This window comes from Yoonia sp. (genome assembly GCF_046292185.1).
Classification (GTDB): domain Bacteria; phylum Pseudomonadota; class Alphaproteobacteria; order Rhodobacterales; family Rhodobacteraceae; genus Yoonia.
Window position 1 is genome coordinate 14,065 of record NZ_JBKBQY010000042.1, and the last position, 13,762, is coordinate 27,826.

General features: G+C 58.9%; 13 protein-coding genes. 6 read left to right on the forward strand and 7 right to left on the reverse strand.

Features of this window, described 5'->3' with window-relative positions; translation table 11 throughout:
• Positions 1-8: 8 nt before the first annotated feature.
• Positions 9-1,586: a phospholipase D family protein gene (locus ACK4TM_RS09465; RefSeq protein WP_409700240.1), complete on the reverse strand. Its 1,578-nt coding sequence runs from the start codon at positions 1,584-1,586 to the stop codon at positions 9-11.
• 201 nt (positions 1,587-1,787) lie between these two features.
• Between ACK4TM_RS09465 and ACK4TM_RS09470 the strand changes: the two genes are divergently transcribed.
• From ACK4TM_RS09470 to ACK4TM_RS09495, 6 genes are all read left to right on the forward strand, one after another.
• Positions 1,788-2,969, forward strand: coding sequence for a PRC-barrel domain-containing protein (locus ACK4TM_RS09470; protein ID WP_409700243.1), 1,182 nt, complete (start codon positions 1,788-1,790; stop codon positions 2,967-2,969).
• Between the two features lie 264 nt (positions 2,970-3,233).
• On the forward strand, positions 3,234-5,072 hold the full coding sequence (gene yidC, locus ACK4TM_RS09475) for a membrane protein insertase YidC (RefSeq protein ID WP_409700246.1): 1,839 nt from the start codon (positions 3,234-3,236) through the stop codon (positions 5,070-5,072).
• A gap of 7 nt (positions 5,073-5,079) precedes the next feature.
• Entirely contained in the window at positions 5,080-5,727 is a 648-nt protein-coding gene (yihA, locus tag ACK4TM_RS09480; protein ID WP_409700249.1) for a ribosome biogenesis GTP-binding protein YihA/YsxC, read from the forward strand.
• A complete protein-coding gene (gene argB, locus ACK4TM_RS09485; protein ID WP_409700252.1) occupies positions 5,724-6,599 on the forward strand; it encodes an acetylglutamate kinase in 876 nt (291 codons plus the stop codon). Before yihA ends, argB begins: the two co-directional genes overlap by 4 nt.
• Positions 6,600-6,603: 4 nt before the next feature.
• Entirely contained in the window at positions 6,604-7,239 is a 636-nt protein-coding gene (locus ACK4TM_RS09490; protein ID WP_409700255.1) for a ferredoxin, read from the forward strand.
• Positions 7,236-7,742 carry a SixA phosphatase family protein gene (locus ACK4TM_RS09495; protein ID WP_409700258.1) on the forward strand — a complete coding sequence of 169 codons (507 nt, stop codon included), beginning with the start codon at positions 7,236-7,238 and terminating at the stop codon, positions 7,740-7,742. Before ACK4TM_RS09490 ends, ACK4TM_RS09495 begins: the two co-directional genes overlap by 4 nt.
• 23 nt (positions 7,743-7,765) lie before the next feature.
• On the opposite strand, the gene ACK4TM_RS09500 is transcribed toward ACK4TM_RS09495, so the two are convergent.
• The 6 genes from ACK4TM_RS09500 to ACK4TM_RS09525 all read right to left on the reverse strand — a co-directional run.
• Positions 7,766-8,557, reverse strand: coding sequence for an amino acid ABC transporter ATP-binding protein (locus ACK4TM_RS09500; protein WP_409700260.1), 792 nt, complete (start codon positions 8,555-8,557; stop codon positions 7,766-7,768).
• Between the two features lie 12 nt (positions 8,558-8,569).
• The gene (locus tag ACK4TM_RS09505) at positions 8,570-9,883 is read right to left on the reverse strand and encodes an amino acid ABC transporter permease (protein ID WP_409700264.1); all 1,314 of its coding nucleotides are present in this window, start codon (positions 9,881-9,883) and stop codon (positions 8,570-8,572) included.
• A gap of 1 nt (position 9,884) precedes the next feature.
• Positions 9,885-11,162, reverse strand: coding sequence for an amino acid ABC transporter permease (locus ACK4TM_RS09510; protein ID WP_409700266.1), 1,278 nt, complete (start codon positions 11,160-11,162; stop codon positions 9,885-9,887).
• A 140-nt stretch (positions 11,163-11,302) separates the two neighbouring features.
• Complete coding sequence (locus tag ACK4TM_RS09515) at positions 11,303-12,322, reverse strand: amino acid ABC transporter substrate-binding protein (protein ID WP_409700269.1); 1,020 nt, start codon at positions 12,320-12,322, stop codon at positions 11,303-11,305.
• A 220-nt stretch (positions 12,323-12,542) separates the two neighbouring features.
• On the reverse strand, positions 12,543-13,253 hold the full coding sequence (locus ACK4TM_RS09520) for an ATP12 family chaperone protein (RefSeq protein ID WP_409700272.1): 711 nt from the start codon (positions 13,251-13,253) through the stop codon (positions 12,543-12,545).
• A partial coding sequence (locus ACK4TM_RS09525) for an HAD-IA family hydrolase (RefSeq protein ID WP_409700275.1) occupies positions 13,250-13,762 on the reverse strand: 513 nt, incomplete at its 5' end. The genes ACK4TM_RS09520 and ACK4TM_RS09525, both read right to left, overlap by 4 nt.

The following is a 13,762-nucleotide window of genomic DNA, read 5'->3' on the forward strand; positions in this document are numbered from 1 at the left end:
CTGTGCGCTCAGACGATTTCGGCGGGCACACCGGGCACGGACGTCGCGCTTTCACGCGCCGCATCGGAATCATAGGTAACCAGAAAACCGCGTCTGTCCTGCGGCGGCAGCTTTGTGTTTTTGCGCACCAAATCTGCCCAATGCGCAAAGGCGGCTGCGCAGTCCAGATATTCCGGCCCGGCATCAGCGGGCAGCCAGGATGACATGACCCGTTCACGCACATGCACGACCTGATCCTGTCGTGTGATGTGAAGTCCGGCCTCTGTATCCCAGCGCATGCTGCGTCCGTTCAGATTGGCGGATGACACAATCGCGGCCGCATCGTCAAAAACTGACACCTTGGAATGCACATAGACCAAGGGGGAATCGGCCAGCGCGTCGCGGTCCTTGCTGTCACTTTTGCGCGGTTGCACTGGCGACGCAATCAGCATCCGCTCTGGCCCGAACGCTTCCTGAAGACAGGTGATGCAGCGCAATTGCTGGTCTTCGCCGAACCGGCCATCCAACCCCTGATGATCTGAAAAAGCCAGATCCTCCGGCGCGGCGGGCAGTACCACGATCAGCCTGAGCGCAGGAACTTCGCCTGCCCTGCGGGCAAGGGCGCGCGCCAGCGGCAGATGCCGCAGGAACTGTGTTTCCAGATAGATCATCTGCCGGGATCGGGCGATCGCGTGCAGATGCGTCTGCTCAATCTCGGAAACCTCAGTATGGGGCGACAGATGCAACGGCGCATTCCAACGTCTGCGCGACAGCGTGCGCAGGAAACCCTCCGAGAGTGGCGCGGGGGATACCTTGCCCGACACACTGTCCAGGAATGTATCCAGATGTGCCTGTGCCGCGGCAGCGACCGGACCGGTCACCATCAGTTGAACGTCATGCCAGGTCTGATGGGCCGGCTGGGCGTGGTTCTTGGTATCGAAGCGGCGTTCATTCAGGTCGAGCCCGCCGATATAAACTTTCTTTCCGTCAAAAACTGCCAGCTTCTGATGGTGGGTCGCCGGGGTGACGCGCGGAAACCGGACCGGAAATCGTGGCAAATCATCGTCATCCCAGTCACAGATATTGCGCAAACCCGGCGCTTCCAAACGAAACTCTGCCCGCTCTGCCCGCGTCATCTGCGCCACCTCCGTCGCGATCTCGCGGAGTTTTGACCGGACCAGCGGATATAGCGTCAGACCAGGAACGACCCCGCAAGTCGCGGCATGCAGCGCGATGGAGAAGGAGAGTTTTGCGGCAGGTCCGACAACTTCCCGCAGCGCCTCGATCTGGCGCTGCGTGCGCCAGGCCATCCGGTGCAGATCAACAGCAGCGACCGCGTCAAAATCTGCCACGACAAGACGGATGGCAACGCCACGATCCAGAACATGGCGGAACAGGTCGAACCACGTCGCGCCGATCTGCCTGCCCCGCGGGGATCGTAGCGTTGTCATCAGGTCAAATATACGGAAACTGGCAGTGATCGTCTTTTCAGCATCCAGAACGGCCTCTTCAAAGGCCGGATATGCCTCTTGGGCGGTGATCAGCACCTGAAGATCATCAATAGCCCCGGCATCGCCCTGCGTTGCCGTATTCGTCACAAGCTGCATGATCTGAATGCCTTTGAATCTATCCGCAGCACTATGACGCTACCGGTAGCTAACGCCGTAGCAACTGCCTTGGTTCCCGCAGAAACGTGGGAATGTTTTTCTCGCTGAATGAAACCATCTGCGCCAGGCGAAGTTGTACAGGCACAAGGCGTCAAGACCTGTCTTCGAGCGCCATTCGCAGCACCGTTAAGGAGTAACGAAATGAAACATATACTTGCAACAACCGCGCTTGTTGCGCTGACCGCCATGCCGGCGTTCGCGCAAACGGAAACCGTCGAACCCGGCGCAGCCGAAGCACAGACCGAATTCCAAGCCGAAACCTTTGGCACGATCGACCTGAACGGCACACCTGTCACCGCTGAAGAACTGATCGGCCAATCGGTCTATGTCAGCAGCGCTGGCGGTGGTGTCGTGCCAGACACGATTGACGCGCCCGCAGACGACTGGGAAAGCGCCGGATCGATTGATGACATCATCTTCACTGCAGATGGTCAGATCGAGAGCGTCGTTCTGGACGTGGGTGGATTCTTTGGAATCGGGTCCCGCCCGGTGAGTGCCTCGCTGGAAGAACTGACCCTGGTTGCCGAAACCGATTCTGACGGTGACTTTTTTGTCGTCTTCAGTGGCTCGGTCGAGGAACTGGAAAATCGTCCGGAACTTGACCGCGATTCCGTGAGTCAACAGGGCAGCACCTTTATGACGGGCGACAACACGGCCGTCGGCACCGAGGCCGAGACAGACGGTGCCTTGGTTGACGACACCACCGATGGCGCACCGTTGGCCGATGACCCGGCTATGGGTGACGATGTTGCAACCACCGATGCACCGATGGCAGATGACCCGCTGGCAGCAGACGACACGGCCGCCACAGATGCGCCGTTGGCAGACGACCCGCTGGCAGCAGATGACACGGCCACCACAGACGCGCCAATGGCAGATGATCCGCTGGCAGCAGACGACACGGCCACCACTGATGCGCCAATGGCAGACGACCCGCTGGCAGCAGATGACACGGCCACCACAGACGCGCCAATGGCAGATGATCCGATGGTCAGTGACGATATGGCCGCCAGTGACGATCCCTTTCTCACAGGCGATGAACGCACAGCATTGACGGCTGACGATCTGCAGGGCACGGACGTGCATGATTCTGCGGGCGAACGCGTCGGCAGCATATCGGATATCGTCTTGACCGAAGAAGGTCAGGTTGCCAACGTCATCATTGATGTGGGTGGTTTTCTTGGGATCGGTGCCAAATCGGTAGCGGTTGATTTCGCCGACATCCAACTGTCCCGCGACGACAGCGGCATGACCACGAACCTGCGGGCAACGACGACGATCACCGCCGATCAGTTCGATGCCATGGAAGAATGGGACGGTTAATCCGCCGAAGCAGCTATCAGGAAAGGCCGGGCATTTGCCCGGCCTTTTGCATTCCGGCGAACAGTTGGCAGCGAAGTGCAGTGGCTTAGCCTTCGTCGGAACACCTTATAGTGCGGGCAATCGCCCGTCTTACACCAGCGCGCTTGCGCAATCTTGCGTGTGGAACGGTGCCAAACGGAGCGCATTCTTGAAAACCGCTTGACCTTTGCCCCCCCGACAGGTTGAACGTCCCTGATTATTTATGTGGGAAACAGGTGTTTTCAGATGAACGACCAGAACCGGAACCTCATCCTTGCGACGCTGCTCAGCTTTGCGGTGATCATGTCGTGGACACTGCTGTTTCCGCCTGAAGAGATTGTCACAGACACCCCGGCAGAGGTTGTCACGCAAACCACTGACCCGACCGTGCCGCTCGCCGATCCGACGTCCCCCACAGCCACCGCACCCACGGCAACCGAAGAACCCGCGGTAGAGGCCGTCCGGGTGCGGATCGAAACACCTGAGCTGACCGGGTCCATTTCCATGCAGGGCGGACGGCTCGACGATCTGGCGCTGACGGGTTACCGCGAGACATTGGCCGACGACGCGCCGATCGTGCGGCTGCTGCGCCCGGTGGGCGAAATCGATGCCTATTTCGCCTCTTTCGGCTGGACCGCCACCGACGGGCTGGATGTCACTGCCGTGCCCGGCCCCGACACGACATGGTCAGTCGAAAGCGGCGATGTCCTGACGCCCACCACCCCGGTCACCCTGGTCTGGGACAATGGCGCAGGTCAGATTTTCCGCAACGAAATATCTGTCGATGACAGGTTCATGTTCAGCATCGCGCAAAGCGTTGAAAACGTGGGGGAAGCAGCGGTGGCCGCACGACCTTACGGGATCCTGCGGCGGCACGGCGAACCATCTGACCTGAAACGGTTCTTTATCCTGCACGAAGGTCTGGTGCGGATGTCGGATGGCGTGTTGGATGAAACGTCTTATAGCAATATCACGGATCACCCGTTTAATGACCTTGAACGGACGCAGGCGGAACGTATCGACGTCAATCAATCCGGCTGGATCGGCTATACCGACCATTATTGGATGACCACGCTGATCCCCGACCAGCAATCGCCTTTCCGGTCCACATCCAAATATTTCGAGGCACGCAACCTTTATCAGGCCGAAGCTGTGATGCCCGCCAGCACCATCGCCCCCGGTGAAAGCGCGACCGTGACCACCCGCCTGTTTGCAGGGGCCAAGGAATGGGACGCAATTCGCGACTATGAAAACGAAGGCGGCGTGGACGGATTTCTGGATAGCATCGACTGGGGCTGGTTCTTTTTCCTGACCAAGCCGATCTTCTGGCTGCTGCACACACTGAACCTTTATATCGGCAACATGGGCTGGTCGATCTTGGCGCTGACCCTGATCCTCAAGGCGCTTGTGCTGCCGCTCGCCTACAAATCCTACGTCTCGATGGCGAAGATGAAAGAGCTGCAGCCCGAGATGGAAAAGCTCAAGGAACGCGCCGGCGAAGACAAACAGGCGATGCAGCAGGGGATGATGAAGCTCTACAAGGAAAATAAGGTGAACCCAGCCTCTGGCTGTTTGCCGATCCTGTTGCAGATCCCGATCTTCTTTTCGCTCTATAAGGTGATTTTCGTCACCATCGAACTGCGGCACGCGCCATGGATCGGCTGGATCGAAGACCTGAGCGCGCCGGACCCGTCCTCCATTATCAACCTGTTCGGTCTGTTGCCCTGGGGCGCGCCAGACCCGGGGTCGATCCTCTCGCTGATCTTTATCGGTCTGCTGCCGATCTTCCTTGGCGTGTCGATGTGGATGCAGCAGAAACTGAACCCGGCCCCGACCGACCCGACACAGCAGATGATCTTTGCCTGGATGCCTTGGGTATTCATGTTCATGCTGGGCGGTTTTGCCTCCGGTTTGGTGCTGTACTGGATCGCGAACAACATCATCACCTTCGTGCAGCAATATGCGATCATGCGCAGCCATGGGGCGAAACCGGATGTGTTCGGTAACATCAAGTCCAGTCTGAAACGCAAAAAGGCAGCCGATGCTGCCAAAGCGGAAAAAGCGGCCAACAAACCTGAAAAATAGGACAGTTATGGAACTCCGATTCCCAGAGGCGCCCCTGCCCGACGATGCCGCCATGGAGGCGGGGCGCTTGCTGTTCGCTGGTGAGACCACCTTTGTCAAAGGCGTCGTCGCGATGGACGGTCTGCCGCCCGCCGATCGGACCGAGGTTTGCTTTGCAGGCCGGTCGAATGTCGGCAAATCGTCCCTGATCAACGCGCTGACCGGGCGCAAGGGGCTGGCGCGTGCGTCAAACACGCCGGGCCGGACGCAGGAAATCAATTTTTTCACCGCAGGCGATTTCTATGTCGTCGATTTGCCGGGCTATGGCTTTGCGAATGCCCCTGTCGCGGTGGTCGAAAAATGGCAGCGCTTGCTGAAACAATACCTGCAAGGTCGCCAGACCCTGCGCCGGGTTTTCGTGCTGATAGATGCGCGGCATGGTGCAAAAGCCGTGGATGAAGAAATCATGTCACTGCTCGATGCCTCTGCCGTGACGTTTCAGGTGGTGATGACCAAGGTCGATAAACTGCGCGGCGATGCCTTGGCGGACTCCCTAGCCAAGACCCGCGCGGCGCTGGTCAAACATCCCGCCGCTTACCCCGAACTTATCCTGACCTCTGCCGAAAAGGGCGAAGGCATCCCCACGTTGCGCGCCATCATTGCAGGAATATCATGAAGAAAAGGACCGCCGATATGAACCGTGACTGGATCGCGACCGCCCGCACCCTGTCAGAGGCGCTGCCATATCTGCAACGTTATTCCGGCGCTGTTGTCGTGGTGAAATTCGGCGGCAATGCCATGGGTGACGCCGATGCAATGGCTGAATTTGCCCGCGATATCGTGCTGATGAAACAGGTCGGCATGAACCCCGTCGTGGTGCATGGCGGGGGGCCGATGATCAACCAGATGCTGGACAAGCTGGGGATCAAGACCGAATTCGTGCGTGGCCAGCGCGTGACCGACAAGGATACTGTCGAAGTCGTCGAAATGGTACTGACGGGCCTTGTGAACAAGCGTATCGTACAGGCGATCATGGACGAAGGCGGACGCGCAGTCGGCCTGTCCGGCAAGGACGATGACCTGATGGTGGCCGAGGCGCTGAACCCCGAATTGGGTTTTGTCGGTCGCCCTGTGGAAATGAACGTACAGGTGCTGCGCGATCTGAACGCGGCAGGGATTATTCCCGTTGTTGCACCCGTGGCGACAGGCATGGACATGCTGGAAACCTTCAACGTCAATGGCGACACCGCCGCTGGTGCCATCGCGGGCGCATTGAAGGCGGACCGCCTGCTGCTGCTGACCGACGTGCCCGGCATCAAGGATGCGACGGGCGAGGTGGTGACTCAACTTTCCCCCGATCAGGTCCGTGCCATGATCGCCGATGGCACGATCAATGGCGGCATGATCCCCAAGGCCGAAACCGCGCTGATGGCTGTCGAACAGGGCGTCCGTGCGGTGGTGATCCTTGATGGGCGCCTGCCCAATGCCAGCCTGCTGGAATTGTTCACCGAACACGGCGCAGGCTCGATCATCCGCGAACCACGCTGAAACCGTGGGCGACGCCGCCCTTACCCGCGCCTTGGCGCTGCATTGCATGCAGGTCACGGGTGGCTTTCAGATCGGCGTGGATGACAACCTGCCCCGCCCTGACGGATCGCTGTTGCTGATCAGCCCGTCAGAACCCATGTTCTGGCCGCATTTCAGCCAGTCATCCGAATATATGGACAAAGCACCCGACCCGCTGGACCGCTGGTCGCGGCGGATCGGGGACAAACTGGCGCGGGATTTCGGCGCTGTGGCGCTCTACCCGTTCGGCGGACCGCCATACCAGCCGTTTTACACCTGGGCCTTGCGGACTGGGCGGGCATGGGCCTCGCCCACTGGTTTTCTGGTGCACGATATGGGTGGCCTATTCATTTCCTATCGCATGGCCTTGCAGGTGCCGTGGCAAAGCAATGTGAGCAAAAGCGCGCGGCCCTGTGAAAGCTGCGCCAAGCCCTGTGCCACGGCTTGCCCCGTCGATGCCTTTGCCAGCGGTTATAACGGCGCTGCCTGCAAGGCCCACTTGCACAGCCCCACAGGACAGGATTGCATGACCAAAGGCTGCGCCGCCCGCCGTGCCTGCCCGGTTGGCCAAGGCAACCGTCTGGCCGCACAAGCCGCCTTTCATATGGAGGATTTCCTGTGACGCTGACACTGATCCTTATCCGCCACGCGAAATCAAGCTGGGATGACCCCGCCGCCGATGATCACGCAAGGGTGCTGAATGCACGTGGGCGCAGGGCAGCGCCTGCCATCGGTGGCTGGCTGGCCGCGCAAGGGCATATCCCGGATGTCGTGCTTTGCTCGGACGCGGTGCGCACGCGGGAAACTGCCGGATTGATCCTGCCGCACTTGTCACCCGAGCCGACGCTGCAGATCACCCCCAAGCTCTACCACGCCAGCCCCGACACTATGCTGGACCTGATCCACAGACAGACCACGCGCGCTGTCGCGCTGATCGGCCATAATCCGGGGATCGGACTGCTGGCGAACGGGCTGGTCAAACGTCGCCCAACCCATCCGCGCTTTGGCGATTACCCGACCTGTGCGACGGCGGTCATAGCGTTCGACACCAATAGCTGGGACGGTGCCGCCGCGCATTCAGGCCGGTGCATTGATTTCATCGTGCCGGGCGACCTGACCGGCTGATCACGTCGCCCCTCCAACTTCGTCTAGTGACCCAGAATCTGGCTCAGGAACAGCTTGGTCCGTTCCGACCTGGGGTTGTTAAAGAACTCTTCGGGTTCGTTTTGTTCGACGATCTGGCCCTGATCCATAAAGATCACACGGTTCGCAACCTGCCGGGCAAAGCCCATTTCGTGCGTTACGCAGATCATCGTCATACCTTCGGTCGCAAGCTCGATCATCGTATCGAGCACTTCCTTGATCATCTCGGGGTCCAGCGCCGATGTCGGCTCATCGAACAACATGATGCGCGGCTTCATGCACAAGGACCGCGCGATGGCGACGCGCTGCTGCTGGCCACCCGACAACTGGCCGGGATATTTCAGCGCCTGTTCGGGGATCTTGACCTTGGTCAGAAAATGCATCGCAATTTCTTCCGCTTCCTTCTTGGGAGTCTTGCGTACCCAGATTGGAGCCAAGGTACAGTTTTCCAGAATCGTCAGATGCGGGAACAGGTTGAAATGCTGAAAGCACATGCCAACCTCTGACCGGATCTTGTCGATGTTTTTCAGATCAGACGACAATTCCGTGCCATCCACGATGATCTGCCCGGCCTGATGTTCCTCCAGCCGGTTGATGCAGCGGATCAGCGTGGATTTGCCCGATCCGGACGGTCCGCAAACGACGATCCGCTCGCCCCTCTGGACGGTCAGATTGATGTCACGCAAGACATGAAAAGTACCATACCACTTGTTCATGTTGCGGATTTCAATCGCTACCTCGTCAGAGACTTGCATCCGGCTGCGGTCAATGTCGAGATCTTCAAGCATTTCAACCATTGTCAGGTCTCCTTAACGGTTTTCACGCTGGAGCTTTTTCTCCAGATATTGTGAATAGCGGCCCATGCTGTAGCAAAAGATGAAAAACAGGATGCCGATGAACAGGAATAATTCCCAGTAGATACCATTCCAATCGGAACTGGCACGGATCGCATTGGACAGGCCGATCGGGTCCAGCAGGCCGATGAAAACGACCAGCGTGGTATCCTTGAACAGCCCGATAAAGGTGTTCACGATCCCGGGGATCGAGATTTTCAGCGCCTGCGGCAGGATGATAAGCTGCATCGCTTTCCAGTAATCCAAGCCCAGCGCATCGGCGGCCTCGTACTGGCCTTTGGGCAGGGCGGCCAAACCACCGCGCACGACCTCTGCGATATAGGCCGAGGCGAAAAGCGTGACCATGATGATCACCCGCAGCATCAGGTCGAAATTCGTCCCCGGCGGCAGAAAGTAATTCAACAGCAATGATGCAGTGAACAGCCAGACGATCAAAGGCACGCCGCGGATCACCTCGATGAACACGACGGCAGAGACTTTGATGATCAGCAGATCAGATTGCCGCCCCAGCGCCAGCAGGATGCCCAAAGGTAACGACAGGATGATCGCCGCGATCCCGATGACAACCGAAAGGGTGAAGCCGCCAAAGTCTTTTGACGCGATGAAGGGCAAGCCAACCGCGCCGAGGCTGTTCAGCGTCGCCGCGATCGGGCCGGAAAGAAAGGCCCAGAACAGAATGGGCAAGATGATCGTACCCAATGTGCCCAACAGCGCGTTGATCGGGGAAATCAGCCTGAACGCGGCAAAGCCGACGACAAAACCCAAGGCGACAGAAAATGGCCCCCAGATTGACCCGCCCCAAAGCAAGGCGAACATGATGAAAGGGGTCAGCGCCGTCAGGATCAGCATCTTGCGCGGCAATCTGTCGAACAGGATTGGTGCGATGCCGGCCAAGAACACCACCAATGCCAGAACCGGGCGCCAATAGGCATTGCTAGGATAAAAGCCAAACAGCAACTGCGGCCAGCGTTCCGCGATCACCGCGAAGCAGGCGGCGGAACTTCCCGGCGGCAAGGTTGCGTCGCGGATCGCCCTGCATTCGGACAAAGATCCCGCATCCCAGATCCCGTTGACCATCCAGGGGCCGATATGCACCGCGATCCAATAAACCACGTAAAGCGAAATGATGGTCAGAATGATATTCAACGGCCCGGAAAACAGGTTTTCGCGCAACCAGCGGATCGCCCCAATCTGCGAAATCGGCGGCGTCTGTTCGGGCAACATCGTGTCACGGACGTAAGAAACGGTTTGGGCATGTGTGTCCGACATCTTAACGCTCCTGCAACTGGGTTGACCGGTTGTAATAGTTCATCGCCGCCGAAATGATCAGCGACAGCGTCAGATAGAAACCACCCAGCAGCAGCATCCCTTCCAGTTCGCGTCCAGTCTGGTTGATCGTGATGCCACCCAGCGTGGCGCGGACATCCATATAGCCCACCGCAATTGCCAGTGACGAATTCTTGGTCAGGTTCAGGAATTGCGAGATCAGCGGCGGGATGATGACCCGCAATGCCTGCGGCAGGATCACAAGGTTCATCGTCCGGCTGGGCTGCAGACCCAGCGCAAAAGCGGCCTCTGTCTGGCCTTTGGACACCGCCAGGATACCGGCACGCACGATTTCGGCGATAAAGGCCCCGGTATAGAGTGACAGGGCAAGCCACAAGGCGATCAGCGAATTACGCAGGTGCACACCTTCGGTAAAGTTGAAGCCTTGCAGATATGGGCGCACGACGGTCATGCCCAGCGCGAAAGAAATGATGCCGACAGGCAGGATCAGCAGACCGATCTGCAGATACCAGGTGGTCGGGCGTACGCCTGTCGCTTCCTGAATACGTGTCGCACGTTTGCGAATGAAATATATCGCGGTCAGCCCCAGTGCGAGCGCACCGAAGACCGCCAACCAGTCAAGCCCGCCAGACGCCAAGGGCACCGCACCATCACTGGGGGCCACCGCCGCATTTCCGCTGATGGAATTGGAAAAGCCGATCCTGGGGATGAATATCCCTCGGTTGGTGATGGCGAAACTGTCGGCGAGGATCATGTTCGCGGTCGCCTCTTCACCACGGAAATCATTCGGGCGCGGCATGCTTTCGGACATGATCGCGAAGATCAGAATGATCCACAACAGCAGCGGTACGTTGCGAAACCCTTCGACATAAACAGCCATCAACTTGTTGACGACCCAGTTCTTGGACAAGCGCAGAACACCTGCGATCACCCCGATGATCGTTGCCGTTACGCAACCCAGAAACGCCACCAGCAAGGTATTGAGAATGCCGACCAATGCCGCGCGGCCGTGCGACATCTGATTGTTATAGCTGATCAACATCTGGTTGATGTCATAGCCCGCAGCCGACTGGAGGAACCTGAAATTGAAATTCTTGCCCAGATTGGCAAGGTTTTGCACAGTGTTGTTGATCAGCCACCAAAAGGCGATGCAGATCAGGATCAGCGCGATGACCTGGATGGTGATCGACCGATAGCGCGTATCATAGATCAGTTGGCTTAGCCGAAAAGACGCCTTTGGCGGCTCGGTGAATGTCGACATTCATATCTCCCTGTGGCCCCGTTCATCAGCGCCGGCACCAGTTGATCTGGCGTCACAGCGCGCGGGATGCGCATTTATAAGCGTCGTCGCTATTGGACAAAGGGCCCGGCGTCGTGCCGGGCCCTTTGCCAGTTTCTTGCTTACAGCAGTGGTGGCGCGTAAAGAATGCCGCCTTCAGTCCACAACGCGTTCAGACCACGCGCCAGACCGACAGAGGTGCTTTCGCCAAGGCTTCTTTCGAACAGCTCACCATAGTTACCACCGGCGGAGATAGCTTTCACGGCCCAGTCGTTGTCCAGACCCAGCATCGCGCCAAGTTCGCCTTCGGTGCCCAGCAGCCGGTTGACGTCCGGGCTGTCGGTCGGGGCTGCGGCCATTTCAGCGACGTTTTCAGACGTCACGCCCAGTTCTTCCGCAACGATCAGCGCGTTCAGCGTCCAGCGCACCAGATCACCCCAATCCTGATCGCCGTGGCGGACCAGCGGACCCAGCGGTTCTTTGGAAATGATGGTCGGCAACAGAACGTGATCGTCCGGCGCCTCGAACGTGGCACGGGTCGCGGCAAGACCGGACATGTCGGTTGTGTAAACGTCACAAGCGCCGGCCAGATATTGCTGCTGTGCTTCTGCGTTGGTTTCAACCGGCACGGGCTCATAGCTCAGGTTCTGCGAACGGAAGTAGCTGGCGAGGTTCAGTTCGGTGGTCGTGCCGGTCTGGATGCAGACAGTCGCGCCATCCAGTTCGGCTGCGTCGGTAACACCCAATGCGCGTGGCACCATGAAGCCCTGACCATCGTAGTAGTTCACGCCAATGAATTCGAATTTCAGGTCAACGTCACGGCTCAGGGTCCAGGTCGTGTTGCGTGCCAGAACGTCAACTTCGCCGGACGCAAGCGCTGTGAACCGTGTCTGACCCGTGGTCGGCACGAAAGACACCGCCATCGGATCGTCCAGAACCGCTGCGGCGACCGCGCGGCAGAAATCGACGTCAAAACCTTGCCAGACGCCGTCTGCATCAGGCACCGAGAACCCGGCCAGCCCGGTCGAGACGCCACAATTCAATGTGCCGCGCGCCTGCACGTCAGCAAGCGTCTGCGCAGCGGCCATGCCGGCAGTCAGACCAGCTACGGCCAATGCGCCGAAAAATACGGTTTTAGTCATTTTTACCTCTTCCTGAGTTTCCGCCGTTTGATACGGCAGCCAATTTTTGTCCCGCCGATCCCGGCGGTCACTTCTGCAAAAGCCAAAGCTCTTGTCCGAGTTTGTGTAGACTGTCCGATCAAACGCTATCCGGTCAAGCAAAACCCGCAGTACAAATGCGGCGAATGCTCTCAAATTAAGCAATTTTCAGGACAAATGCACTGTGCAGTGCGTCACCCGGTCACAGACGTGCCAAGTGAAAGAATCTCTCGGCATGCAGGAATGCGTCGCGCTTGACCGCGGCGGCGGCGGCTGCTTCCTCGTCTTCGCCCCATTGTGTAATCTGCCAGTCTTCGTCAAGGCGGGACATCTCCCAGGCGCGCGCTGCGGTCAGATTCCCGCGGGTGATCGCCAGCGCCAGAACCAGCGACCCCGACAGGCTGATCAAGTCATGTGTCGCTGCCAGTGCGAAATCATCAAACGCGTCTAGCCGCGCCCGCAACCGGGCCAGACAGCCGGCATCCTGTGTGACATGCATCACCCCCTGCCCGACCACCAATGGCGCGTCCAGTTCTTGCGCTGCCCAATCCAGCACCGGATCCCAGTGCTTTGCTTGCAAGGCAACCAGCGTATCAGGCCCGGTTGCGCGATAACATAGCAGATCGCTGTCACCATATTCGGACAGCAGCGCCACCACCTCTGCCCGCTGGGGATGGACTTTGTCGATGGCGGCATTCGCGCTGCGTGTCACGGGCATGGTACGCGGGTCCACCAACCCTGTCTGCGCATCCCATTCCGCCGCGATCGCCTGTGCCATTTTCATGGTCGGCACGATCAGTGCAGCCTTGGCCGGAGTCTTTACGCTGCGGCTATCCAGCGTGACGGTATAGCCGCCCTCGCAGGCAGCAGGCGTCGCAGAGGTCCAGAACCGCTTGGGTCGCCAATCGCTCATGTCGCGGGTCCGGTAAGTTGGTCAATCGCGGGGATCAGGCCCGCAAAGCTGTCGATCAGCACATCGGGCAAAAGGGTGGCCGCGTCGTGATATCCCCATGATACCCCGATGGTGCGCACGCCGGCCGCACGGCCCATTTCCATGTCAAAGGTCGTATCGCCAATCATTACCGCCGCCCGCGCCTGAGTGCCGGTTTCATTCAGCGCGGTCAGGATCATCGACGGGTTGGGTTTTGACGGATGATCATCGGCGACCTGTTCACTGTGAAACAGGTTCTGCAAACCGTGCTTTTCCAGTATCTTGTCCAGCCCGCGCCGGGATTTCCCCGTCGCCACGGCCAGCAAAATATTATCCTGCCCCGCCAGATAGTCCAGTACATCGCGCGCGCCGGGATAAAGCGGGCTTTTTTCATCCTTCCCGTCCGCACCGCGCAACGCCATATAACTGTCCTTATAGGCCTGCACCACGCGCGCCTGCTGCCCGATGGGCAGATCAGGGCAAAGTCGTGC